This window comes from Kribbella shirazensis (assembly GCF_011761605.1).
GTDB lineage: Bacteria > Actinomycetota > Actinomycetes > Propionibacteriales > Kribbellaceae > Kribbella > Kribbella shirazensis.
This window is the reverse complement of sequence record NZ_JAASRO010000001.1, coordinates 676,388-701,992: the sequence shown is the minus strand read 5'-3', so window position 1 is coordinate 701,992 and position 25,605 is coordinate 676,388. Positions and strand designations below refer to the sequence as shown.

At 69.5% G+C, this 25,605-nt stretch carries 19 protein-coding genes; 6 read left to right on the top strand and 13 right to left on the bottom strand.

Features of this window, described 5'->3' with window-relative positions:
- Window positions 1-8: 8 nt before the first annotated feature.
- Window positions 9-947: a sigma-70 family RNA polymerase sigma factor gene (locus BJY22_RS03265; RefSeq protein WP_167203682.1), complete on the bottom strand. Its 939-nt coding sequence runs from the start codon at window positions 945-947 to the stop codon at window positions 9-11.
- A 20-nt stretch (window positions 948-967) separates the two neighbouring features.
- Window positions 968-2,158, bottom strand: coding sequence for an NAD(P)/FAD-dependent oxidoreductase (locus BJY22_RS03260; RefSeq protein WP_167203681.1), 1,191 nt, complete (start codon window positions 2,156-2,158; stop codon window positions 968-970).
- A gap of 164 nt (window positions 2,159-2,322) precedes the next feature.
- On the opposite strand from BJY22_RS03260, the gene BJY22_RS03255 reads away from it, so the two are divergent.
- Window positions 2,323-3,297 (top strand): ABC transporter permease, encoded by a 975-nt coding sequence (locus tag BJY22_RS03255; protein WP_167203680.1) that lies wholly within the window; start codon window positions 2,323-2,325, stop codon window positions 3,295-3,297.
- A gap of 32 nt (window positions 3,298-3,329) precedes the next feature.
- A complete protein-coding gene (locus BJY22_RS03250) occupies window positions 3,330-3,782 on the top strand; it encodes a MarR family winged helix-turn-helix transcriptional regulator (protein WP_337758104.1) in 453 nt (150 codons plus the stop codon).
- Here BJY22_RS03250 and BJY22_RS03245 read toward each other — a convergent pair whose 3' ends face one another.
- On the bottom strand, window positions 3,783-4,700 hold the full coding sequence (locus BJY22_RS03245; protein ID WP_167203679.1) for an SMP-30/gluconolactonase/LRE family protein: 918 nt from the start codon (window positions 4,698-4,700) through the stop codon (window positions 3,783-3,785).
- Between the two features lie 97 nt (window positions 4,701-4,797).
- Between BJY22_RS03245 and BJY22_RS03240 the strand changes: the two genes are divergently transcribed.
- Together BJY22_RS03240 and BJY22_RS03235 are read left to right on the top strand one after the other, a co-directional pair.
- Window positions 4,798-5,817, top strand: a complete 1,020-nt coding sequence (locus BJY22_RS03240; protein ID WP_167203678.1) for an ArsR/SmtB family transcription factor — start codon at window positions 4,798-4,800, stop codon at window positions 5,815-5,817.
- Between the two features lie 118 nt (window positions 5,818-5,935).
- Window positions 5,936-8,839 carry an HNH endonuclease signature motif containing protein gene (locus tag BJY22_RS03235; protein ID WP_167203677.1) on the top strand — a complete coding sequence of 968 codons (2,904 nt, stop codon included), beginning with the start codon at window positions 5,936-5,938 and terminating at the stop codon, window positions 8,837-8,839.
- 748 nt (window positions 8,840-9,587) lie between these two features.
- On the opposite strand, the gene BJY22_RS03230 is transcribed toward BJY22_RS03235, so the two are convergent.
- From BJY22_RS03230 to pseB, 9 genes are all read right to left on the bottom strand, one after another.
- Window positions 9,588-13,166: a discoidin domain-containing protein gene (locus tag BJY22_RS03230; RefSeq protein WP_167203676.1), complete on the bottom strand. Its 3,579-nt coding sequence runs from the start codon at window positions 13,164-13,166 to the stop codon at window positions 9,588-9,590.
- A 188-nt stretch (window positions 13,167-13,354) separates the two neighbouring features.
- Window positions 13,355-15,007, bottom strand: a complete 1,653-nt coding sequence (locus BJY22_RS03225) for a sodium:solute symporter family transporter (protein ID WP_167203675.1) — start codon at window positions 15,005-15,007, stop codon at window positions 13,355-13,357.
- Complete coding sequence (locus tag BJY22_RS03220) at window positions 15,004-15,345, bottom strand: DUF485 domain-containing protein (RefSeq protein ID WP_167203674.1); 342 nt, start codon at window positions 15,343-15,345, stop codon at window positions 15,004-15,006. Before BJY22_RS03220 ends, BJY22_RS03225 begins: the two co-directional genes overlap by 4 nt.
- 78 nt (window positions 15,346-15,423) lie before the next feature.
- Window positions 15,424-16,260, bottom strand: coding sequence for a class I SAM-dependent methyltransferase (locus BJY22_RS03215; protein WP_167203673.1), 837 nt, complete (start codon window positions 16,258-16,260; stop codon window positions 15,424-15,426).
- A 38-nt stretch (window positions 16,261-16,298) separates the two neighbouring features.
- Entirely contained in the window at window positions 16,299-17,036 is a 738-nt protein-coding gene (locus tag BJY22_RS03210; protein WP_202890975.1) for a cytidylyltransferase domain-containing protein, read from the bottom strand.
- Window positions 17,024-17,839 (bottom strand): hypothetical protein, encoded by an 816-nt coding sequence (locus BJY22_RS03205; protein ID WP_167203671.1) that lies wholly within the window; start codon window positions 17,837-17,839, stop codon window positions 17,024-17,026. Before BJY22_RS03205 ends, BJY22_RS03210 begins: the two co-directional genes overlap by 13 nt.
- Window positions 17,839-19,227 carry a class I SAM-dependent methyltransferase gene (locus BJY22_RS03200; RefSeq protein WP_337758103.1) on the bottom strand — a complete coding sequence of 463 codons (1,389 nt, stop codon included), beginning with the start codon at window positions 19,225-19,227 and terminating at the stop codon, window positions 17,839-17,841. The genes BJY22_RS03205 and BJY22_RS03200 overlap by 1 nt, the downstream gene beginning before the upstream one ends.
- 10 nt (window positions 19,228-19,237) lie before the next feature.
- Window positions 19,238-20,362 (bottom strand): aminotransferase class V-fold PLP-dependent enzyme, encoded by a 1,125-nt coding sequence (locus BJY22_RS03195; RefSeq protein WP_167203670.1) that lies wholly within the window; start codon window positions 20,360-20,362, stop codon window positions 19,238-19,240.
- A 1-nt stretch (window position 20,363) separates the two neighbouring features.
- Window positions 20,364-21,347, bottom strand: coding sequence for a UDP-N-acetylglucosamine 4,6-dehydratase (inverting) (pseB, locus tag BJY22_RS03190; protein ID WP_167203669.1), 984 nt, complete (start codon window positions 21,345-21,347; stop codon window positions 20,364-20,366).
- A 132-nt stretch (window positions 21,348-21,479) separates the two neighbouring features.
- Here pseB and BJY22_RS03185 point away from each other — a divergent pair, with 132 nt between their 5' ends.
- Window positions 21,480-22,502: a PseG/SpsG family protein gene (locus BJY22_RS03185; protein WP_337758101.1), complete on the top strand. Its 1,023-nt coding sequence runs from the start codon at window positions 21,480-21,482 to the stop codon at window positions 22,500-22,502.
- Here the strand turns inward: BJY22_RS03185 and BJY22_RS03180 are convergent.
- A complete protein-coding gene (locus BJY22_RS03180; protein WP_167203668.1) occupies window positions 22,495-24,723 on the bottom strand; it encodes a hypothetical protein in 2,229 nt (742 codons plus the stop codon). The two genes, BJY22_RS03185 and BJY22_RS03180, sit on opposite strands and share 8 nt — an antisense overlap.
- Window positions 24,724-24,843: 120 nt before the next feature.
- On the opposite strand from BJY22_RS03180, the gene BJY22_RS03175 reads away from it, so the two are divergent.
- Window positions 24,844-25,596, top strand: coding sequence for an N-acetyltransferase (locus BJY22_RS03175; protein WP_167203667.1), 753 nt, complete (start codon window positions 24,844-24,846; stop codon window positions 25,594-25,596).
- The last annotated feature ends 9 nt before the right edge of the window (window positions 25,597-25,605 follow it).

Genomic DNA, 25,605 nt, shown 5'->3' with positions numbered 1-25,605 from the left:
GGGAGCTGTCACCACTCGGTGATGAGGGGTGTGTCCGGTTCCTGCCGGCGCCAGGCGTCGGCGAGGCGGGTGAGGCGGGCGGGTGCCGCGATGCCGCGCACCGTGGCGATCCTGCCGTTGGCGATGTCGAATGTCACGGCTCCGATGACCTGCTCGTCGACCACGAACAGGATCGCGGGACCGCCGTTCACCATCGCGTAGTGAACCGCAGGCGTACCGCCGGCGAAACGTCGCTTCGCGGGGCTCGGTTTGAATCCGCCCCGGACGATCGCCGCGATGCGCTGCGGAGTGTCGTACCGCAGCAACGCCTCGGTCAGTCCGGCGCCGTCGGAGATCGCGGTCGCGTCGTGGGTGAGCAGGGCCACCAGCCGTTCGGTACGGCCCGAGGACGCGGCGGTCAGGAACTCCTCGACGATGCTGCGGGCGGACACCGGGTCGACCTCGCCGCCGCGGTGGCGCGCGGCGGTGATGCGGTTCCGGGCCCGGTGGAGGTGCTGTTGGCTGGCGGATTCGGTGAGGTCGAGGATCTCGGCGACTTCGGCATGACTGTAGGAGAACGCTTCGCGCAGGACGTAAACGGCCCGCTCCACAGGCGTCAGGCGCTCGAGCAGTGTCAGCACTGCCAGCGAAACCGATTCGCGTTGCTCGACGGTGTCGGCCGGGCCGAGCATCGGATCGCCGCCGAGGAGTGGTTCGGGCAGCCAGCCGCCGACGGTGCGTTCGCGGCGGTACTGCGCCGAGCGCAGCCGATCGAGGCACAAGTTGGTGACGACCTTCGTCAACCATGCCTCCGGCACCTTGATCCGGTCCCGATCGGCGGCCTGCCAGTGCAGGAACGCGTCCTGTACGGCGTCCTCCGCATCGATGGCGGAGCCGAGGAGACGGTAGGCCAACGAGGCCAGCCGGTTCCGGCTGGCCTCGAAGCGATCGATGGCGGTGCTGTCCACGTGAACGACCTTAATCGTTGTCAGACGCGCGCCTTGGTGGTCGACGCGGCGTGTACGGCGGTCACGCGGTGCTTGCGCTTGGGCAGGCCGAACGTCGGATGCGCCGTGGCCCACAGCGACATTCTGACGATGCCCGACTTGACCCGCGCCGCGGTCCGGCCGCCGGTGTACTTCGGCTTCGCCACCCCCTCGTCGTCGACCATCTGCACGATCCCGTCGCGGCGCCCGAGGCTGATGTGGTTGCCGTAGTACAGCAGCTTGGTCGGGCGTACTTCGCGTCCGGTCAACCGCCCGATGATCGCCACGATCGCCTGCCGACCGGTGTCCCCGGCCGACGCGCAGGACATCGGCAGCGGCCGGCCGTTGTCCGCGACCGCGTAGGCGGCGTCGCCGACGGCGTACACCTCCGGATGCGACACCGACCGCATCGTGCGATCGACGACGATCCGCCCATTGTCGGTGACCTCGAGTCCGGCCTCGGCCGCGATCGGATCGACCGCGAACCCGGCCGTCCACACGGTCGCGTCGGCCGCCAGTACCGCGCCGTCCGCGCACAGCACCCGCTCGGCCTCGACGCTCTCCGCGGTGGTGTGCTCCAGCACGCGGACGCCGAGCCGATCGAACGTGCGGCGCAGATGGTCCCGGGCCCCGGTGGAGAGCCGGGCGCCCAAGGTGCCACGGGCGATTAGCGTCACCGACAGGTCCGGGCGCGATTCGGCGATCTCGGCGGCAGTCTCGATACCGGTCAACCCGTCACCGATGATCACGACGTCTCCTCGCTCGCCCAGGCTGTTCAGGCGTTCGCGCAGTCGCAACGCCGAGGGCCGGCTGGAGATGTCGAACGCGTACTCCGCCGCGCCGGGGAGGCCGCTGTTGTCTCCGCGGCTGCCGAGCGCGTACACCAGCGTGTCGTATCCGAGCTCGCCGCCACCGTCGGAGTCGGCCACGGTGACGACCCGGCGCCCGGGGTCGACGGCCGTGACGCGGGCCAGGCGCAGCTGGATCCCGGTGCCCGCGAAGGCGTCGGCGAGCTGCAGAGCCCCGAGCTTCTGGCCGGTCGCGAGCTGGTGCAGCCGCAGCCGCTCGACGAAGTCGGGTTCGGCGTTGACCACGGTGATCTCGGTGTCCGCCGGGGACAGCCGCCGGGCCAGGTTCCCGGCCACGTAGGCCCCCGCATAGCCGGCGCCGAGAACCACGATTCGATGCTTCATGGGTTACTCCTGTCGGTTCGCTTGCTCTCGCCGGGTTGAGCGAGACAGCACCCCGAGACCTGACAAGAACCGCATATGGCCTGAGTCACACCGGTGGAGCGTCAGGAATTCCGTCCCCGCGGCGTCTTGTGCTCGTCACGATCAACCGCGTCCAAGGAGTCACCATGTCCCCGCAGTCCACTACGCTCCCGTCCCGATGGCCGACCGTGGCCGGCGCGGTCGTACTGCTGACGGTCATCACCAGCGTGCTGCTCAGCGCCTTCGCCTGGCCCTCGGTGCGGTCGTCGCCGCACGACGTACCGATCGCGGTCGCCGGGCCGACGCCGGCGGTCGGCCAGGTTCGCACCGCCCTGGAGGAACGCCTGCCGGGCGGCTTCGACATCACCGAGGTCGCGGACACCGCCGCCGCGGAGCGACTCATCCGCGATCGGGAGGTGTACGGCGCGATCGACCTCAGCGCCGGTGCGCCGCGCGTGATAGTTGCTTCCGCCGCCAGCACCGCCGTGGCCCAGACCCTGCAGAGCCTCGCGGCCGGACTCGGACAAGGGCAGCCCGGTACCCCGGCCGCCGTACGCGACCTCGCCGCGCTACCCGCCGACGATCCGCGCGGTGCCGGGCTCGCCGCAGGCGCAATGCCGCTCGTCATGGGCGGCCTGCTGGCTGCGGTGCTGCTGACCAGGCTCGTTCGCGGCACGGGTCGCCGAGTCGCCGGGGCACTCGCCTACGCGGCTACCGGCGGTCTGGCTGTGGCAGCGATCCTGCAGTTCTGGCTCGGCTCGTTGAGCGGCGCCTACCTGGCCAACGCCGCCGCTGTCGCGCTGGCCATCGCCGCCACCTCGCTGACTGTCCTGGGGCTGGAAGCCCTGCTCGGATACGCCGGGATCGGGATCGGTGCCGTCGCCATGATGCTCATCGGGAACCCGCTCTCGGGTACGTCGACCGCGCCGGAGATGCTGCCCGGCTGGTCCGGCACGCTCGGCCAGCTTCTGCCTCCGGGTGCCGGCGGCCGCCTGCTGCGCTCAACGGCGTTCTTCGAGGGCCGTGGCATCGCGCAAGCCGTCACGGTGCTGGTCGCCTGGGTCGTGCTCGGTGCAGTGCTGTGTCTGGTCGGCAGCCGCAGCAAGCGGGCAGCGGGGTAGGTGGGCGGTGCGGTAGGAGAACTTGGACTGCTGTGCCAGGATTGCGCTTCCCGACGGAGGTGATCTCGATGGCGCAGGAGGCGTTGCAGCTGCTGGTCAGCATGCACCGGATCGTCAGGCACTTGCGCCGGAGCCGGACCACCACACTCATGCATCCGACACAGTTCCTGGCGCTGATGCTGATCGCCGACGAGCAGCCGATCCGGATCGGCGAGATCGCCGCGCGGGTCCCGTGCTCGCAGCCGACAGCGACCACCACGGTCGCCGCGCTGGAAGAGGCCGGGCTGGTCCGCCGGGAGGCAGACCCGGTCGACGGCCGGGCAACCGCCGTCGTACTCACCGAAGCGGGCGCGGCCACGGTCGAGGCGTCCGGCCGGCAGGCCGCCGAGGAGCTCGCCAAACTCCTCGACCGCCTCGACGAATCCGACCGGACCCTGGTCTTCCAAGCCGGCGCGATCCTCGCCCGCGTCACCGACGACCTGTAGTCAGCGCAGACCCGGTACGACGGACACGGTGTACGGCGGCGTACCGGGAGCGATGTCCAGCTGGCTGTTGACCCACAGCAACCGTCCCCGGTCGCGGGCGATCGTCGTCGGGGTCGCACCGGCCGCAGCGGGGCTCGAATCCGCGACGAGCGTCGCCGCCGTGAGATCGTCGTTCAGGATCGCCAGCCTCGTGACGTACTTCCCGCCGCCGGCGTTGTGCACGGCGTACAACCGGTGCCCTTCTAGCAGGTAGCCGTCGCCGGACAGGATGCCGTTGGGCACGTTCAGCACGCTCACCTGCTTGGTGTGCAGGTCGACCCGGTACGTGACGTCCTGTCCCTGCTCGCCGACCAGGAGGACGCGGCCGTCGGTGACGATGCCGTTGAGGAAGTACGGCGTCGGCTGGATCCGGTCGCGGGTGATCCACGGCTCGAGCTTGCCGAGACCGTCGCGGGTGAGCGGCGCCCGCCAGAGCTGGTTGTGCGCCGAGTCGGTCACGTACACGGCGTCGCCCACGATCGTGAAGTCGTTGAGGAACGAGCCGACCGCGGCGTGCTGTACGTCGATCAGCCGGCCGCGGGCGTCGTACAGGAAGAGCTTCGACGTACTCGCGCCCGCGACCAGGACTCTGCCCCAGCGGTCGACGTGGACGCCGGTCGCCGACGTCCGTCCGTCCTGGCCGGGCGGCAGGAACAGGCTGAGCCGGGACGACCGGGTGTTGCCGCGGTACACCGCGCCGGTGCCGACGCTGGTCACGTACATCGTGCCGTCGCGCGTCACCGCGATCCCTTCGAGCGTGTCGCCGGGAGTGTTCGAGACGACGTACTGCGTCGGCCTGTGGACGGAGGTCGCGTTGGCGGTGGTCATCGGGACGGCCGCTGCGAGGATCAGGACGCTGAGGAGTGCCAGACGTTTCATCGGGCCAGCGTGAGCGGTACCGCGGTGTGCCGCGACCGGATTCGGTCTGGGCCGAAGAGGTCTGTGCTCACGCCCTGATGGCGGTCACAATCGGGGGATGATCCGGATCCACTTCACCGCGGCGGACCTCGGCCGGGTCACGTTCCCCGCCGAGCCGCACCCGCTGTGGGAGGCCGCGCTCGCGGCCCGCGCGCTGAGTGACCGCTCGGTCTGGCCGGCCGTACGGCGCTGGCGGCGGACGGCGGCGCCGCGGGTCCAGGGATCGATGCGTCCGCTCTTCAAGCTGATCTCGCCGACCGGGATGTTTCCGGGTTTCCTGATCCCTGACGTCCCGGGGCCCGGTCTGGAGCCTGTCGTGGAGGCGTTGACGGACACGCCGGCCGATGTCATCCGGGACCAGTTGGAGCCCTGGTTGCCGCCCGAGATCGACCGCTATATGCGCGGGTTGCTGGACGGCCGGGCGGGGTCGCGGCGGGCGCTGGGGGCGGCGGTCCGGGAGTTCCACCAGGAGGTGCTGGTGCCGACGTCGAGCGAGCTGCACCAGCGGTACGGCGCCGAACTCGGGATCCGGTCGCGCGCGGTCCTGCACGGCGGCGTCGACGCGCTGCTGTCCTCGTTGCATCCCGACGTGGAGTGGTCCGATCCGGTCCTCACCACCCACGGCCCGGCCGACGACTGGATCACCGACGTACACCTGAAGGGCCGCGGCCTGGAGCTCTACCCGTCTCCCTTCGTGACGAACTGCCTGGCTCTGGACTCCGCCGACCGGCGACCCGTCCTCGTCTACCCCTGCGCCGATGTGGCCGACCCGTCCGCCGACGGTGCCGACCTGGACCCCGCGACCACCGACGCCCTCGCGGACCTCCTCGGCCGGACCCGAGCCGCCGTACTCCGATCCCTCACCCACCCCGCCACCACAACCCAACTAGCCCGCCGAGTAGGCATCTCCCTCGCCTCCACCTCCGAACACACCCGCGTCCTCCGAGCAGCAGGCCTCATCACCACCCACCGAACCCAAGGCACAGCCCTCCACGCCCTGACCCCAACCGCCCAACCCCTGCTGAGTGAAGCGCACGAGGGCACAGTGGCAAACCTCAGACCCGACAGGAGGTTGTGACTCCTGTTGTTGCCTAGGGCAAGATCCACAGGGTGCGGTGGTTGTGGATAACAGAATCCCTTGAAATCAAGGGGATCTGGCTTCGGAAACTGTCGGTGGGGGTGTCTAGAGTTGGTGCATGGAATCTTCGGGGCAGTGGTCTCCTGAGTTGATGAGCGACCAGGAGTTGGTGCGCGCTCTCGACCGGGCTGACGCTGACCTGGCCCGGGTGGAGACCCGGCGGTTGCGGCTGATCGCGGCGCTGGATGCGCGTGGCTACGCCGAACAAGTCGGCGCGCGGGACACGGTGCAGTTCGTGGAGTACCGCTATCGCCTCGACCACTACCGCGCGCGCCGCGACGTCCAGCTGGCCCGCGTGCTGCCGAAGTACGCCGCCGTCACCGCCGCTCTCCCCGACACTCTCCCCGACGCTGAACCGGACTCCGACTTCGGTGAACGGTTGGGGGAGGAGTCGTCGGTGCCGGAGGTGCTGTTGCGGCCGGCGCAGGCCGAGGCGATCGTGACCGCGCTGGAAAAGGTCCCGACGACCGTGCCGGTGACCGATCTCGAGGTGGCCGAACGGGAACTGGTCCGTCTGGCGAAGCATCTGCCACCAGCGGATTTGCGCAAAGCGGCGGAGCAGGCCCGTGACATCCTCGACACCGACGGCCCCGAACCCGAAGAACACAAGGCCTACGCCCGCGAGACCCTGACCCTGAGCAGGGCTGACCGAGGCGTCAAGTTCAGGGGCTACCTCGCCAACGAGAACGCCGAGCTCCTCCGTTCCCTGATCACCGCCGCCGCCCGTCCCCACAAAACCATCGACGGCGCCCCCGACCCCCGCACCCGCGAAAAGCGCCAGGCCGACGCCCTCACCACCACCCTGACCCTGGCCGCCACCGCCCTCGACACCGGCACCCCGTCCCCCACCATCCCCCGCCCCACCACACCGCCCCAGAACACTGCAGACACGCCCGGCATGTCTGAGCCCGGAATGCCCGAGCGCGGACGGCCCGAGCGCGGAATGTCCGAGCGGGGCACGTCCGAGCGCGGCACGTCCGAGCGCGGAATGTCCGAGCGCGGAATGTCCGAGCGCGGAATGTCCGAGCGCGGAATGTCCGAGCGCGGAATGTCCGAGCGGGGCACGTCCGAGCGGTGCACGTCAGAGCGGGGCACGTCCGAGCGCGGTGCCTGCGGGCACGGTGCTTGTGAGCACGGTGTTTGCGGGGCCTGTGCTTGCGGGCCCTGTGCTTGCCGGCCCGGTGCTTGTGAGCCTGGTGCTTGCGGGGCCGGTAGGTCGTCCGGTGCGTCCGCGTCGGGCGTCGCGGGGAGTGCTGGTTGTGGTGTGGTGGTTGATCTGGAGCGTGGCGCGGTGGATGAGGTGGGTGCTGGGTTGGGTGGTTCGGGTGGTGATGTGGTGCCTGGGTTCGGGGCGAAGGCGAATATCACCGTGACGATCGACCTTCACGACCTGACGGCGGCGACCGCGGATGCTGTCGGTGACACGGTGTACAGCGGCGGGCTGTCCGCGGCCACGATCCGGCGGCTGGCCTGCGATGCGAAGGTGATCCCGCTGGTGCTCGGCGCGAACTCCGAACCGCTCGACGTCGGCCGCTGCGAACGCCTCGTCACCCGCGCGATGCGCCGCGCCCTGAACGCCCGCGACCGCGGCTGCGTGGTCTGCGGCGCACCGCCGGTCATGTGCGACGCCCATCACCTGATCTCCTGGATCGACGGCGGCGAAACCAAAGTCACGAACCTGGCGTTGCTGTGCCGCCGTCACCACGTCGACCTGCACAACGGTCACTGGACCATCACCATCACCGACGGCATCGTCCACGTCGCCCGCCCCACCTGGGCCGACCCACCAACCACCCGACCCCCACGCCTGGCCCAACAGGACCCGCCTCACGAACCGGATCCAGCACCGCCGGCGCGCCACATCACCGACCAGCCCGGAAGCCAGCCAGCTGCGCCTCCACGTCCTGATGCAGACCCGGCACTTGCCGGGGCCGCCGCTGGTTCTCCTGAGAACCAGCTGGCTGCGTCGCCGCCGCGTCCTGAGGCGGTGCCTGCGCGACCTTCTTCGGGTACTCGTGGGAGGCGTTCGGGTGTGCTGCCGCAGGCCGAGTCAGGTCTGGGGCGGGTGCCGGCGGGGGAAGGTTCGCGCGGTGCGCTGTCGGCCGCGGTACCGGCATCCGGATCATCAGAGGCTCCCGTGGTGGTGCCAGATGCGTGCTCACCGCCGGACTCTCAATTCCACGTCGACCACGGACAGTACGACGTACCGCCGCAGCGCACGCGTGCCGCGGACAGTCATGCTGCGGATGGGATGGCGGCGGGTTGGCCGCGGCCGGTGAGTGGTTGTCAGCGGCAGATGGTGCTGGATACCGCGCTTGGGCGGAAGGTCTTACGCCAGTTGCGCGAGACCACTGGACGCGACGACTTCACCGACGCAGAACTACGCGCCGCCATTGCCCTCGAGGCCTGGGGCGAAACCCCAACACCCGAACCCACACGCGCGTCAGCACCCAGAACAGCACGCGAGTTGGCACCCGAGCCAACATCCGAGCCAGCATCCGAGTCAGCACGCGAGTCAGCACGCAGAGCAGCACGCGAGTTGGCATCCGAGTCAGCATCCGAGTCAGCACGCGAGTCAGCACGCGAGTCAGCACGCGAGTCAGCACGCAGAGCAGCACGCGAGTTGGCATCCGAGTCAGCATCCGAGTCAGCACGCGAGTCAGCACGCGAGTCAGCACGCGAGTCAGCACGCAGAGCAGCACGCGAGTTGGCATCCGAGTCAGCATCCGAGTCAGCACGCGAGTCAGCACGCGAGTTGGCACCCGAGTTGGCACCCGAGCCAACATCCGAGTCAGCACCGAGAGCAGCACGCGAGTTGGCACCGGAAACAGCGCCCGAGCCTGCGTGCGAGTCAGCACCCGGCACCGTTCGGTGCGTTCGGTTCGTTCCTGCCAGCGCCACGGATGGCGCGCCCGGTCAGCACAACCAGTTGACGAGCTCCACACGCGGACGCGTGGCGTAGTCCCGCTTCCCGGTGGGCGTCGGGGGACGAGGTGGTGTCGTTGGCCTCCCGTTCGAGTCCGGCCGACGAGGGGCAGGCAACCGCCTGACATGACGCATTGTCGACGCCTGGGCTCGAGCGTCTGGCCGGTGCGCGGCTTGGTCGCAGGTCGTTCGGCGATGTGATTCGACGGCATGGGCTCGAGTCGGTGGGCCCGAGTGGGTGGGCTCGACGGCATGGGCTCGAGTGGATGGGTTCGGCCGGGTGGGTTCGAGTGGGTGGGTTCGGGCGCGTGTCTTCGGGCCCGTGCCTTCGGGCGCATGGAGTTGAAGGCGTGGATGGAGTCGTGCGTTCGACCGCAATTGGGTGGGTTTCGCCGGGGTGCTCCGGGTGGGACTGGGCGCGTGGGTTCGACGGCGTGGGCTCCGGGGCGGGGGGCCAGGGCGGGGGTGGAATGGGCCCGAGTGAGCTTGGGTGTGTTCAGCGCGGCGCCGGTTCGGGGCGGGACGGGTGAGGACGGAGACGGCGAGCGTGGTGGGCTCGACCTGGCCAAGGGGGCGGACATCGTCGTCGGTGTCAGCAGGTGTCACGTGCGGAATGGCTGTTGCTGGGTTGTGAGCCTGCGGACAGGTTGGCCGTTGATGGCTGGGAAGCCGTGCCTGGGTGAATCGGGCAGTGGGCTGAGGGCTTCGTACGTCGGCAGGGCGTGGTGCGTGTGGTTGTAGGGCAGGGGCCGCGAGGCGGTGTGCTCGCGGCCCCTGGTGCGTGGCTAGTTGCGGTGGATGGTGAAGGTTGTTGTCGGGTTGTGGATGTCTACTGCGTTGTTGGTGAGGGTCAGGTTGTTGAAGGTGACCTCGCCGCGGGCGGGGCCTTCGCCTGGTTCGGGGAGTTCGTTGGCCCAGATGGCGTAGCCGGATTTGGCGTCGAAGGTGTCGCCGGACTTGCGGGCGCCTGAGATGGTCGTGTTGGTGAAGACGGTGTCGGCGACCGGGAAGAGCGGACTGCCGCCGACGTAGTCGGTCTGGAACATGATGCCGGAGTACGTCGGATCGACGACGTCCAGATCGGAGACCCGGATGCCCTGGAAGACCTTCGTCGCGGAGTAGATCCACACCCCGGGGAAGGTCTGGTTGCCCCAGAAATGCCCGCCGGATCGTACGACGGAAACGTTCTGGAACTGCGTCGGCGGTGTCGCGCCGAAGCCGTTCATCGGGATCCCGAAGTCCAGCGAGCTGATCGTGACGCCGGGGTACGTCAGCATGTCCGCCGCGTACAGGTTTCGGAAAACGTTGTTCGTCCCGCCGTACACGGCGAAGCCGGCGGCCCGCCAGGTCAGCGTCGCGGACAGGTTCTCGAAAACGTTGTCCCGGACCTCGCCGCCACCGTTGTCCGTGGCGTTGAACAGCGCGAAGCTGTCGTCACCGGTCGAGCGTGCCTCGTTGTTGCTGACGGTGTTTCCGGACGATCCGTTCGTCATGTTGATGCCGTCCGCAAACGTGTTCCGGATCCGCGAGTTCTTGATCACCGAGTTGTCGGTGTTCGCGCCCCAGTACAGGCACATCTGGTGCTCGATCCACAGGTTGTCGATCGTCATGGAGGACGTCCCCGCGAAGTTGAACACCTTCCCCGGACCGTCGTTGCGGCTGTCGTAGTTCCCGAAGTACGAGAACCCGCTGAACGTCGACCCGTTCGCCGACGCCTGCGCGTCGAACCCGACGTCGGTGTTCGACTGGTTCTGCGGCGCCACGAACCGCGTGAACCACGGCCCGGCTCCGACGACCTTCACAGCCCGGCCGTACACGGTGAACTTCGACGACGTCTGGTACTCACCCGCCGGCAGATAGACACCCTGCAGCGTGGTGTCCTGCCGCACCCGGTCGAGCGCGTTCTGCACGTCCTGGTGAGTGAAGCCGGTCGGCGTCACGTACCCGGCGCCAGGGTTCGGCAGAGCGGTCACGGCCTCGGTGTCGACGAAGTCGATCGAGTACGTCGTACTGTTCGCCGGATCCTTCTGCAGCCGGATCTTCGTCCCGGCTGGATAGGTCTGGTCGAACATCAGGTTCGCCTCGTCGTAGATGTGCCGCGCCGGACCCGATCCCGGCGAGTTGTTCGGCGACGCCTCCGCGCCGTACAGCCACGAGTACTTCGAGGTGAGCGGCAACGTCTTCGCGAAGGTCCCGTTCACGTACACGCTCAGAGACGACGGCTGCCCGCCGCCACCCGCGGCGTCCGGGATCGAGAAGCGCGTGACCAGTGTGTTCGTCGACGCCCGCGTCGTGAACTCGACGTACGCACCGTTCGAGTTCAGCGTCACGGCCCGCCGACCGGAGGCCTCACCGGCGAGGTCGCCGATCGTCCGGTTCGGCCCGATCACAGTCGCACCGCCGCCGACCGAGGCGTCCTCCGCCTCCAGATGGTCGTACGGCAGGTTCGCGCCCCGGCCCACGAACAAAGGCCGCTCGCTCGTGTTGTTGCCCCGCTTCACCGGCAACTCGTTCGCGTCGTCCGCCAGCACCACGCGCACGGTGTAGCGACCGTTGGCCGCAGTCCAGTTGCCCAACGCAACAGCAGGAGTCGTCGCACCGGCAGCGATCGACCCGTTGTACGAGCCGGTCAACGTCGCGACCACGGACGCCCCGTTCAGCACCGTCAGCGTGATCCCATGCGCACCAGACGCGGAGGCGACGCTGCCCTGGTTCTTCACCGCGACCGAGAAGGCCACCGAGTTGCCGGCCGTCGGGTTCCCCGGCGTCCAGTTCACCGCGGCCGCCACCAGGTCCGAGCTCGCCACCGGCGTGACAACCAGCGGACCGGAAGCGTTGGCGGCGTTGTTGCCGTCGTTCTGCTCGATCACCGAGTTGGCCTCGTCCACCTTGGCGCTCAGCGTGTACGAGCCCGCGTCCCGCGATCCGATCGACGCACTGACCGTCGCCGACGCCCCGGCCGCGAGTGCGCCGACGGCCGCCATACCGACCTTGGTCTCACCGAGGTAGAAGTTGACGTCGGTCGCGGCCGAGCCGCCGGTCCCGCCGTTGTTCACGGTCGCCCGGACCGTGATCGCATCGGTTTCGACCGGCGACGTCGGCGTCCACGACACTCCGGCGAGCGTGAGATCCGGGTTCGGCGCCGGTACGCCGAGCACCTGCAGCTCCGCGACCTGACCCGCCGGCGCACCGGTGTTCCCGGTGAAGTTCAGCCGTACGTCGGCCACGCGCGCGCTGACCGGGATGGTCACGCTGTTCCCCCTCGCCGGGTTGAAGTCGTACGACGCCGACCCGACGATCGTCGTGAAGTTCGACGAGCTCTGCTCCCGCCCGAGGATCGAGAACGTCTGCGTCCGCGGCCCCCAGGCCGGGTCCGGGTTGAGCCGGACCACGATCGAGCTCAGGTCGGCGTTGGAACCCAGCTCGGTCGTCAGCGTCGCCGGGTTCGCGTTGCCTTCCCAGTACGTCGTGACGTTGTCGTCGTTGGCGTTCTTCGCGACGTACGTGTGCACGAACCCGGACGCGGTGATCGGCTTGTTCGCTGCGAGGTTGCTGCCCGGTCCGCCGCTGCCGTTGCGGGTCACGGTGTTGCTGTTCGGCGATTGGTTGCCAGCGGCATCCTTCGCGCGGACGTAGTACGCCACCGAGACGTTGGCCGGCTGGTTGTCCGTGTAGGTGAGCACGTTGCCGGCCACGCTGGTCCGCAGCTGGCCGTTCGCGTAGACGTCGTACCCGGTGACGCCGACGTTGTCGGTCGCCGCGCTCCAGGTGAGTTTGATCTGCCCGGTGCCGGGTTCGGTGAAGGCCAGGCTGCTCGGGGCGGTAGGAGCCTGGGTGTCACCGGTTGCGGGCCCGTAGACCTCGAGCTCGGACAGCTGCCCCGCGGGCCAGCCGGTGTTGGCGGTGATCCGGGCCCGGACGTACCGCGTGGTGGCGTTGCCGTAGTCGATCGTCACGGTGTTGTTGGGCGGGCCGAACGTGCGGGCCACCGGCGCGGACAGGTCGGTGAAGTTCTGCCCGTCGGTACTGCCCTGGATCGCGACGGTCTGGTCGCGGGCACCCCAGTTCGCGGTCGGCAGCTTGAGTACGACTTGGTTGGTCGCGACCGACGCGCCGAGGTCGACCTGGACCCACTGCGGGAACGCGTTGTTCGCGCTCTCCCAGTAGCTGCTCTGGTTCCCGTCGGTCACGTTCGATGCGACGTAGTTCTGCGTGACGCTGCTGGCGGTGGCCGGTTTGCCGGCGGCGAGGTTGGGACCGGCGAGTACGGCGGCCTGCGCGGCGGGCGCCGGCCGGGCGAGCGGTGCCGCCGCGAGACTCGCGGCCAGCAGGGCGGTCAGCAACCGCCATCTCGGAATACGCATGGGCCTCTCCTGGTGGGCGGGACAGGGAAGATCCGCCGCACAGGAGGAGTTCAAAACTTTCTATACTTTGCTCAATTCTTGCACGGCGTTGGCTCATTGTTACGGCACCGCTCGCGAGGCGTCAACGGTTCGCGCACAACGAGAAAGGGCCGGCTCGCGCGCTGCGAGCCGGCCCTTTCCGGAGTACGTCAGTGCTTGGCGGCACCCTCCGCGCCGGCGCCGGTGAGCGCGCGGACCGAGAGTTCGTTGTACCTGGCCTCACTGGACCGGTCCTTGCCGAGGTAGGTGCCGAGGACGCCGAACAGGAAGCCCAGCGGGATCGACACGATGCCCGGGTTCGACAGCGGGAACCAGTGGAAGTCCGCGCCGGTGATCATCGACTTGTCGCCGTTGCCCGACACCACCGGCGAGAAGATCACCAGTACGACGGCCGAGATCAGCCCGCCGTAGATGCTCCAGATCGCGCCGGAGGTGTTGAACCGCTTCCAGAACAGGTTGAACAGCAACGCCGGCAGGTTCGCCGAGGCCGCGACCGCGAACGCCAGCGCGACCAGGAACGCGATGTTCAGCTTCTGCGCCGGAATCGCCAGCCCGATCGCGACCGCGCCGATCCCGATCGCCGCGAACCGCGCCATCCGCAGCTCCTGCTTCTCGGTCGGCTTCTGCTTCGCGATGACGTTGGCGTACAGGTCGTGCGCGAACGACGACGCGGACGTCAGCGTCAGCCCGGCCACCACCGCGAGGATGGTGGCGAACGCGACCGCCGCGATCAGGGCGAGCAGGATCGCGCCACCGGTCGAATCGGCGCCGCCGCCGACGGATTCGGCCAGCAGCGGCGACGCGACGTTGCCCTTCGACGTCTCCACGGCCGAACCCTTCCCGGTGTCCAGCAGCGCCGCGGCGCCGAACCCGAGGGCCAGCGTCATCAGGTAGAACGCGCCGATCAGGCCGATCGCCCACTGCACCGACCGCCGCGCGGAGCGGGAGTCCGGAACGGTGTAGAAGCGGATCAGGATGTGCGGAAGCCCCGCCGTACCGAGGACCAGGGCCAGGCCGAGCGACAGGAAGTCGATCTGGCCGACGAGGTCCTTGCCGTACAGCAGGCCGGGCTGCAGGAACGCCTCGCCCTTGCCGGACTTGTCCGCGGCCGACCCGAGCAGATCGGCGATGTTGAAGTTGAACTTCAGCAGCACCAGGAAGGTGATCAGCACGGTGCCGACCATCAGCAGGACGGCCTTCACGATCTGCACCCAGGTGGTGCCCTTCATGCCGCCGATCGTCACGTAGACGATCATCAGCGCGCCGACCAGCACGATGACGGCCGCCTTCAGGCCCTCGCTCTTCACCCCGAGCAGCAGTCCGACGAGCGATCCGGCGCCGACCATCTGGGCCAGCAGGTAGAAGATCGAGACCACGATCGTCGAGGTCGCGGCCGCGGTCCGGACCGGCTTCTGCTTCATCCGGAACGCGAGCTGGTCGGCCATCGTGAAGCGGCCCGAGTTCCGCAGCAGCTCGGCGATCAGCAGCAGTGCGACCAGCCAGGCCACCAGGAAGCCGATCGAGTACAGGAAACCGTCGTACCCGTAGAGGGCGATCTGGCCGGAGATGCCGAGGAACGACGCCGCGGACATGTAGTCACCGGAGACGGCGAGACCGTTCTGCGCGCCGCTGAACGAGCGGCCGCCGGCGTAGTAGTCGGCGGCGGTCTTGTTCTGCCGGGACGCCCACCAGGTGATGTACAGCGTCACGGCGACGACCGCGGAGAACAGGGAGATCGTCAGCGCCCGGTTGCCGGGTTCTGCGGCCAGCGGAAGAGCCAGCGGGACGAGCAGCGTGTTCACCGGCGGCGCTCCCTCTTGTACTTGGCGTTCAGCCCGTGGGCCAGCGGATCGAGCTTCCGGTTGGCGAACCGCCCGTACAGCGCCGCGATCACGAACGTCGACACGAACTGCAGCAGACCGAAGATCAGGGCCACGTTGATGTGGTCGATCACCTCGTGGCTCATGAAGCCGCGCGCCCAGTTGTTGCAGGCGACGTACGCCAGGTACCACGCCATGAAGGCGATCGTCCACGGCACCACGAAGTTCTTGTAGCGCCGCTTCAGCTCGGTGAAGTCGGCCGCGTCGTGCACCGCTTCGTACGCGCGGGCGTCCCGCTCGCGCACCACTTCCTCGTCCATGCGTTCCCCTTCACTGGACCGAACACGTGCACGTTAGCCGCAAGTCGCGGATTTGTGACCCGCCGCAACCAAAAAGTTCTAAAGGTGCGGTGCCACCGGGCCGTCGACCGTACGGCGGTAGTTCGCGAACTCGCTCGGACGCGCGCGGAAGCAGCCGGTGAGGTACGGCATCCGCAGCGGCTCCGGCGGCCGGGCGGTGTGGTCGTAGATCGAGTCGATCTGCTCCAGGACCTGCTCGCGGCGGGTCTCCTTGAGGATCGCGACCGCCGAGTGGGACTGCGCCAGCTGCCGCAGCCCTTTGCGGTCCAGGTCGTGCCAGTGCCGGAACCGGGCCTGCTCGATCATCGTGAACAGGTTCGACTCCTCCAGGACCGGCATCGGCTCGAACCGGTCGCTGCCGCCGAACCCATCGCCCTGGATGACCTGGAAGATCCGGCGCACCCACGGCACCACGGTGTCGGCGTTGTTCCAGAGCAGGCCGAGGACGCCGTTCGGGCGCAGCACCCGGGCGATCTCCGGCAGCGCGCGGGCGTGGTCGAACCAGTGGAACGCCTGCCCGACGACCACCGCGTCCACCGACGCGTGCGCGAGCGGGATCGACTCCGCCGCGCCGACCATCGTGTCGATACCGGGCCGGCGGCGGCAGACCGCGAGCATCTCCGGCGACGGGTCGACCGCGATCACGTGGTGCCCGAGCTCGGCCGCGACCGCCGCGAGTTTCCCGGTGCCGGCGCCCAGGTCGAGCACCTGCAGTCCGCGGCCAGGACCCAGGATCCAGGTCAGCGCCTCCACCGGGAACGACGGCCGGCCCACCTCGTACGCGGCCGCGACAGCGCCGAACGACTTGGCTCGCGCGGCGGACACGCCGTGGTCCGGGGTAGCGGCGGAGTCTCCGGCCGGCTCATTGGTGGTCATCACCGTAAATCATGCCGTAGCCGGGACCGGCAGACCTGCTAATCGCCCAGTTTCTTCTGTTCGATGTGCGCGTTCAGCGCGGCCAGTTCCGGATGCTCGTCCAGGATCGCGACCAGTTCGGCGCATCCGAGCCGGGTGGCGCCGAAGTCCTCGATGAGGGCATCGAGCAACTTCCAGTCGTCGGCGGTGTCCAGCGTGAGCCGGTACTGCGCTCCGCCGCCTGACCACGGCAGGTTGAGCAGCCGCATCTCGCCGGACCGGTTCTGGTGCAGGTACGGCGTGACGTGTTCGCGGTCCGCCTTGAGCGTGGCGTTGGTCTCGGCGTCGTACAGCCGGGCCGCGGAGAAGATCTCGAAGTCCATGCCGCGCGGGTAGGTCCGTTCGAGACAGTTCGAGATGTACAGGTCGGGGTCGTTCTCGGTGCGCCAGCGATCGACGCCCGCGGCAACGATCTCGGGATCGATCAGCGGGCAGTCGGAGGTGACCCGGACGATCGCGTCCAGCTCGTGCTCGCGGGCGGCGCCGGCGAACCGGCTGAGGACGTCGTCCTCGCTGCCGCGGAAGACCGGGATCCCGTCCTCCGCGCACAGTTGGGCGACGAGGTCGTCGTTGAAGTTCGTGGTGGTGGCGACGATCACCGGCAGACCGGTGCGGGCGAGCCGGTCGAGGTGGTGCTCCAGGTACGAGCGGCCGGCGACCGTCAGCAGCACCTTGGCCGGCAGCCTGGTGCTGGTCACGCGGACCTGCGTGATGATTCCAACCTTCACGGGTTCCATCGGAACATCTCCCGGATCTCCGCCGGGCCGGCCAGGTGGCCGACCCCCAGCTCGATGTCGGTGAACTCACGGGCGACCGCCGCGGGGACGTACGGCTGGTCCATCTCGGGCCACAGCCGCTTGATCCGCGCCTGACCGCCGAACGACGGGTGCTCGTTCTCCAGCACCATGGGATCACCGTAGACCCCCGCCTCCAGTCCGAGCGAGGCGCCGTACAGAACCGCGGAGCTGAGCCGGTTGGAGGCGACCCGCCGGTGCTTGCGGAGTTCGCGCAGCTGCTTGACCAGGAACTTCTCGTCGGTACGGCGCCAGTGCAGGCCGCGGTAACCGTGCGTGATGACCCGGAAGCCGGCGTCCTGGTAGACGTTGCGGATCGCGGGTTTCTCGTACTCGTTCCAGTACAGGCAGACCGTCACCGGGCCGTTCTCGTGCTCGTTGATCGAGGCAACGATGCGACCGTGGTCGCCGAGCACGTGCTGGCCCTCCCAGCCGTGGAACGGGTAGAAGATGGTGCCTTCGGCCCGTTTCGCCGGCGTCGCGAGCCCGGGATGGGTCTTCAGCAGGTACAGCCAGACCGAGCCGATCACCGAGTAGTTCCGCAGACCGAGCGCGTGCCCGCGACGACGGACGCTGTCGGACCAGACGAACTTCGGCATTCCCGGCGCGAAGTTGGTGCCGTGCGCGAAGCCGTCGAGGATGTTCCAGCCGTGCTGCAGGTAGCCCCAGATCCGCGGCGGCTTCGGGAGTCCGGCGTACGTCGCCATGATGTTGGCGTGCCCGTAGAAGTGATTGGCGTGGTGCATCAGCGACGTACCTTCCGCAGTACTCGCTTGAGACGGCGGCGGATCACCCGGGCCGGGTTGAGAACGGCGTGGCCGACGCGGTACGGGAGCGAGCGGCGGATGCCGCTGACCGTACCTTCGAAGAGGATCGCGCGGGCGCTCGCGTGCGCGAGCTCGTCGGCGAGCCTGGCGACGGTGGCGAGTTGTTCGGCGCTGCCGCGTGGGCGGACGACCTCGTCCGGGGTGAACTCCGGCTCCGGCACGGTGAGGCCGGCCATCGACGCGAGCCGCGCGGTGAGCTGATGCGGATCGGCGGCCGCGGGCCATGGTTGCCGTGAGCCACTTTCCAGCGCCCGGCGGGCGAACCGCGCCAGATGCTGCACGACGTCCAGGTCCTGCGGCTCCCCGAACAGCCGGTACGTCGCCCCGTCGAGAATCACGTTGTCAGGCGACCCCGCACCCCCCGCACCCAACCAGGCCACGTACTCCGGAATCACCCGCCGAAGCTCCGCCTGATCATCACACCGGAGGGCCATCAGAAGGTGCTCCTCCAGCAACACACCTTCACCCGCCGGCACGACGCCGTCGGGCAACACCGCAGGGGCTGAGGTGCCGATCACGAAGTACCAGGCAGGCGCGAGCTCGACCGCGAGCCCCGCCTCGGCGGCGTCGAGCACCACCCGGTACGGATCCATCAACACCGGACCGTCGTTGCGCGAGGCAACAGCCCGCGCCGCGACGACAGCTGCGAACCCGTCGACCGAGACGACCGCGGCATCAGCCTGAATCAGCGACGGGAAGACCGCGTACGTCTGCGCGACCTCCAACCCCGCACCGTCGATGGCAGCCTGCAGAGGCTTGAGTCCGGCCGGCGCGCGGTCCGCGATGTCTCGGCCCCAGTCCTCGTCGCGGGGGAGGGCCGCCGTGATGTCGGGCTGGATCAGGCGCTGGAATCCGAACGCGTTCTCCGCGCCGAGCAGCAACCGCCCGCCGGGACGGAGGCGGGAGGCCAGCAGCCGGAGGGCGTCGGGCCAGGGCAGTGTCGCCGTGTCGGGGCCGACGAGCCGCTCCAGACCGTCCAGCGCCACGATCACGTCGTACCGGTCCTCGCCCGTGAAGCGGTCCAGGGAGCCGCAGAAGACCTGGCCCTTGGCGTCGTCCAGCAGCTCGGCGAGTTCCTCGGCGTCCGGGGCCGAGCGGACGAGCAGGTCGACCGACGACACCTGGGACGCGACAGCCACCGTCAGGTCGGCGGCGTGCGGGCCGGCGATCAGGACGGCAGCGTCCGGCTGGAGAGCGGCGGTGAGGAGTGCCGTGGCTGCGGGTCCGGCGGCCGCGGGGCGGGCGTCGACCGGGTGCAGATCCGACCAGTTGAGCATCTCTCCACCGACCAGGTTCGATCGGGTCACATCTGTCACGTTAGCCAACCAGCTGCAGAAGGGTCTCGATCACCCGGTCGACGTCGCCGTCGGTGAGGTCCGGGAAGAGGGGGAGGGACAGTTGCTCGGCGTAGTACCGCTCCGCGTTCGGGCACAGGCCGCGCGGGTAGCCCTGGTGGGCGAAGACTGGGTGCCAGTACACGGGGATGTAGTTGACCTGTACGCCGATCCCGGCGGCGCGCATCCGCTCGAAGATCTCGCGGCGGCGGCCGTCGAGGATGCGGAGGGGGTACAGATGCCACATCGGGTCGACCCCGGCGCGCTGCACCGGGGTCCGCACTCCGTCCACGCCGGCGAAGGCCGCGTTGTAGCGGGCGGTGATCTCGGTACGGCGGTGCTTGAAGGCCGCGAGCCGGCGGAGCTGGGACAGTCCGAGCGCGGCTCCGAGGTCGGTCAGGCGGTAGTTCACGCCGTACTCGTGGACCTCCTGGTGCCACGGGCCCTCGTCGGTGATCTCGAAGCGTGCGGGGTCGCGGACGAGGCCGATGAAGTGGAACTCGTGGGCGCGCTGGGCGATCGCCGGGTCCTTGCAGACGACCGCGCCGCCTTCGCCGGTGGTCAGGTTCTTGGTGGGGAAGAAGGACATCGTGGTGACGTCGGCGAGGTCGCCTACCGGGCGGCCGTCCGCCCTGCCCCCGACCGAGTGGGCGGCGTCGGCGAGCGTCTGTGCACCCACCCGATCGGCAAGCGTCTGCAGTGCGTCGTAGTCGGCGGCCTGACCGGCGTAGTCGACTGCGCTGATGACCCGGGACCGATCGGTGAGAGACGCCTCCACAGCCCGCGGATCGATCAGGCCCGTGTCGTAGTCCACGTCGGCGAAGACGATGTTCGCGCCTAGCATCGCGGCGCAGGACGCCGTGGCCACGAAGGTCATCGGGGTGGTGATCACCTCGTCGCCGGGTCCGACGCCGAGCGCGGCGTACGCGATGTGCAGGGCCGCGGTGCCCGAGGTGCAGCTGACCGCGCGGTGACCGCCGGACAGTTCGGAGACCGCCTGCTCGAAGGCGGTGACCCTGGGGCCGGTGGTCAGCCAGTCGCCGCGGAGTACGGCGGTGACCGCCTCGATGTCCTCCTCCGAGATCGACTGGCGTCCGTACGGGAGCACGTCAGACGTCGCTCTCGAGGATCTTGCGGATCTCCTCGATGGAGTACCAGCGGTCGTTGGTGTCGGACGCGTAGTGGAACCCGTCCGGTACCGGCGTACCGTCGGCCGGCGGCTGGTAGCCCCAGCTGGCGAGGTCGGGCTGCAGCACGAACCGGTTGCCGAGGATCAGCGCGCGGCGGCCTTCCTCCGGGCTGATCATCTCCTCGTGCAGCTTCTCGCCGGGGCGCAGGCCGACGTCGTGCATGCGCGCGCCGGGCGCGATCGCCTCGGCCAGGTCGGTCACCTTCATCGACGGGATCCGCGGTACGTACAGCTCGCCGCCGGTCATCAGGTCGAACGAGTCGACCACGAACTCGACCGCCTCCGGCAGCGTGATCAGGAACCGGGTGCAGCGCAGATCGGTGATCGGCAGCGACTGGCCGGCCGCGTGCAGCGCGCGGAACTTCGGGATGATCGAGCCCCGGCTGCCCATCACGTTGCCGTACCGCACGACGCTGAACCGGGTGTCGTACGCCGCCGCGTAGTGGTTGCCGTTGATGAACAGCTTGTCCGCGGTCAGCTTGGTCGCGCCGTACAGGTTGATCGGGCTGGACGCCTTGTCGGTGGACAACGCGACGACCCGCTTCACACCGCTGTCGATGGCCGCCTCGATGACGTTCTGCGACCCGACCACGTTCGTCTGCACGAACTCCCACGGGTTGTACTCGCCGCTGTCCACCTGCTTCAGCGCGGCCGCATGGACCACGTAGTCGACCTTGTGCATCGCCCGGTTCAGCCGGGCACGGTCGCGGATGTCGCCGATGAAGAACCGGAGCCGCGGGTCGTCGCCGAACGACTGCCGGACCTCCCACTGCTTGAGCTCGTCGCGGCTGAACACGATGATCCGGCGCGGGTCCAGGCGCGTCAGCACGTGCCGTACGAACGTCCGCCCGAACGACCCGGTGCCGCCGGTGATCAAGATGTCGGAGCCGGTGAGGATTGACAAGCGAGCGGGACCCTTCTGACGGACAGTTCCGAACTGCGCACACGCGGTGCAGCCTCGAAACAATAGCTGCCCGGTGAGCGACCACCTCAATCCACTGTCTCAGCCGACTGTCATCAAACGTACGCTGGGCTCGTGAAACGCGTCGGGGTGCGATGTGATGTGGGGCCGGCCCGGGGCATCGGTCACGTGATGCGGTGCCTGGCGCTCGCCGAGGAGGTACGGCGCCGCGACGTCGAACTGGTCTTCGTCTGCGACGCCCACACCGTCCCGTGGGCGGCCGAGCAGATCGCGGCGCGCGGGATCGCCGTCCGGCCCGCGGTCTGGGAGCCGGCCGAGCACGTCGAGCTCTTCGGCGAGCTCGGGCTCGACGGGGTCGTGTTCGACTCCTACGACCTGGACGCGGCCGTCTACCCGGCCGTCCGGGCGACCGGCCTGCCGACGCTGGCGATCGTCGACGGCGACTTCCGGGGCGCCGAGGCGGACGTGCTGGTCGACCAGAACCTCGCGGCCGAGCTCGACGACCCGCTGCTGCCGCGGGGCTCGGTCCGCCTGGCCGGCCTGCCGTACGTGATGATCCGCGACGAGATCCTCGACCACCGTCCCGCCACACCACCCGCCGACCGGCAGAGCGCCGTACCCAAGGTCTTCGCGTTCTTCGGCGGCACGGATGCCTTCGGCGCCGGTCCGTACGTCGCCCGCGCGCTGGCCGCGACCGGGCTGCCGTTCGAGGCGACCGTGGTCGCGCCAGGGGCCGATCTCGCCGCGAGAATCGCCGCCGTCGAGGTGCAGCCGCATCAGCAGTTCGAGGTCATCGGCCCGACGGATCAGCTCGCGTCCCGCGTCCGCGAGGCCGATCTCACCATCAGCGCGTCCGGTACGTCGACGTGGGAGCTGCTGTGTCTCGGGGCGACGGCCGGGCTGGTGTGCGTGGTCGACAACCAGGTGATGGGGTACGAACGTGCTGTCGACACCGGCGCCGCGGCCGGGCTCGGTCTGCTGAGTGCGCTGCAGCAGGACGTGTCGTCCGCAGACCACATCCTCAAGCGTTTGCTCATCGACCCGGCCGAGCGGGGCCGGCTGGCACGAGCCGGGTGGGACCTGGTCGACGGCCGAGGGCGCGAGCGGGTCGCGGACGCGCTGCTGGGGCTTATTTGACCTCGTAGATCGTCGCGTCCAGCGTGGCGTGCCGGAGGCGGACGTAGTTGCGCAGTGCCGGTGAGACCTCGCCGGCCCGGTTGTCGGCGTACAGCCAGCGGACTCCGGCCTCGCGCAGCCGCTCGATGGCCGCGGGCGACGGCGACTTGAACGCGGTGTCGTTGGCGGCGAGCTTCGCGCGGTCCCAGTACGGGATGAGGCTCGGATTGCTGTCGGTGGTGAGGGCGATCCGGTTCGCCTGGTTCGAGTACGACCAGCCTTCGACGAGGACCGGCCGCTCGGAGAGCGCAGCGAGCCAGAAGTGCCGGCTGTCGCAGAGGCCGTCGCGTTCGATGATGCAGTGCGCGTTGGTCGCGATCAGGTCGCCCGGCTCGCTGTTGCGCCGCAGCCACCGCGCCGCACCGGCCTCGGCCGCTGTCGCGCCGCCGCGGAACGGATGTGCGAAGACCAGGCGCGACGCTGTGTCCGACACGAACGCTTGCAGTGGCACCAGGGCCGCGCCGATCATGCACGCCGCCACCGCGCCACCGGCCAACGCCACGAAGAAGTTCCCGGGCCGCCGCGCCAGCTTCCACACGACGGCCACCAGGACCGCGACAACCGCCACCGCGGCGGCCGTCCACAGCCACGGGCCCTTGATGCCGCGCAGGTCGGCGGACAGCGAACGTGCGACCGCGAACGCCACCAGACCGAGCAACCCGGCCGACCCCACCAGCACCACGGCTCGCCGATCCCCGAGCCGTCCGACCAGATTCGCCAGGCCGGCGGCCGCGAGGACGGCGATCACCGGGAACGCCGTCCGCAGGAAGTACAGCTGACTGACGCCCGACTGGGTCGTCAGCAACGTCCCCAGCAACCCCGCGACCGCGACGCCGGCCAGGAACACCGCCCCGGTGTCCCGCCACCTCCGGCCCAGGAAGAACACCCCGGAGGCCGCCAATCCCCAGCTCAGCAGGGTCGTCATCCCGGACAGCAGCTGGGCATGTGGGTTCGAGATCACCAGCTGGTACGGCGCCAGCTGGACGAACGTCTCGAACGGCTTGATCTCCGTCCCCCACGTGCTGCCGCCGAAGATCGCGATCAACGCCGCCACGAACACCGTCAACGACAGCAGCCCGCCGACGAACGCCGGCTGCGTACTCCGCCGCGCCAGTCCCAGCTGCAGGAACGCGAACGCGAACCCGACACCGACCACCGGCAGGATCGTCGACTTCGCTCCGGCCGCGATCAGCGCGAGCAGCACCAGCAGGACCCACCGGCTGCGCGGCCTGCCGTCAGCCCGCAGCAGGTCCACGGCCACCACGCAGAGCGCCAGCACGATCAGTACGCCGAGATTCTGCGTCGGACTCAGGTACGCCGCCACCGCGGTCGAGATCCCGCCCAGCCCGGCGCCGGCCAACGGCTGCACAGCCCCACCGAGCCCGGCCACGAACACCGCCAGCGGCCCGGCCCAGGTGGCGCCCGACTCGGCCGGCGGAGTGAGCCGCGTCGTCAGCGCGAAAACCAGCCCGCACCCGGCGAGGAACAACGGCAGCCAGCTCAGCGAGTGGATCAGATCGGTCAGGTCGATCCGCGTACCCCACTGCGTCGCGGCCGTCGCCTGGTGGAAGAACGAGTGGTACTTCATCGGCTCGCCACCGAGCCACAGCGTCGAGATCGGTACGTCGTACTTCGCGCTCGCCGCCAGCGCCTGCTGGAACGCCAGATCCGGATAGGCCCGCAGCGGATCGGTGTACGCCGGCAGGAACTGCCCCGGACCGCGTCGGTACACGATCAGCAGCACGACCGCGGTCGACGCCGCGAGCAGCCACGCCTGCAGTGGACGCAACGGGCGCTCGACCCGCCGCCAGACCCGCGCCCGGGCGTCGCCGTCTAGGAAGGCGATCACGAGCACGACCGGGGCCCACGCCCACGACCACGCCTGCAGACCGATCGAGGCGCTGGCCAGGTACACCAGCACCTGCCCCGCCGTACCGACCGCGAAGCCCGCGGACAGGTCCTCGACCAGGTTGCGGCCGTACCCGCCGATCAGCCGCCAGAGCGCGAAACCCGGCAACAACACCGCGACCGCGGTGAACAGCACGAAGCGGACCAGCTCGAAGAACGTCGCGTGCAGCGCGAGCAGGACGATCGCCAGCAACACGACGGCGAGCCCGGCGGCCAGCCCGGAAAGGGAGGGCCCCGCGGTCCGCGGCCCCCGCCGCCTCGCTTTCGCGCGCATGTCGTAACACTAATGTGAAATGCGTCGCGCCACGAACGCACTGTGTCACTCGGTGTGAGGTCCCACAGCGTGTGCCTCGACATCCGGTCGGTCACTCCGATGCCTTAAGCTCGGCGGCCTATGAGTTGGTACGACGCGCTCGAGGCCGGTGAACTGACCGTGCGGCCGTCCGTGGATGCGGCGAAGCGGTTCGGGGTCTCCATCGACCGGATGTCGGTGTCCGCCTCGGCCGGCACGCCCCTCTCGGAGGTGCTGTCCGCGGTCGAGAGGTCCACCGCCGACGTGGTCGTGCTGCGCTACCCCGCCCGTGAGACCACCTGGTTCGCCGCGCTGGCGAGCGGACCGCGTCAGGCGCTGCTGGCCGACGCCGTCACCTGCTGGGCGCTGCCGGTCGGCAAGGGCAAGCGGCCTGCGCCGCTGGCGGGCTTCACCACCCAGATCGAGCCCGAGGTGGACGACGACCTGGTGGACGATCTGGTCGCGGACGTGTTCGGCGACGCCGGCAACCACTACTGCGCCAACCCGGTGTTCGACCGGGCGCGTGCCCTGGCCGGGCGGCAGGAGTGGGCCCGGCGCCGCATCGCCGCGGCCGGTGCCGTCGTACTGCGGGGCCCGGACCGGCGCGTGCTCGCGCTCGCGGCGGTCGACGAGCAGGGGGCGTGGACCGAGATCCAGCTGGCGGGCGTCGTACCGGCCGAGCAGGGTCGCGGGCGCTACGGTCACCTGCTCGCCGCGATCGAGGACGCGTGTACGACGCGGCGCCTGGTCGTGACCACGCAAGCCCACCAGATCGGCATCCAGCGAATCTGGTCCCGCTACGGATTCGAGCCCGTGCATAACCTCCTAACGGTCCACCTCGTTGCCGCTACGTAGACTCACGGC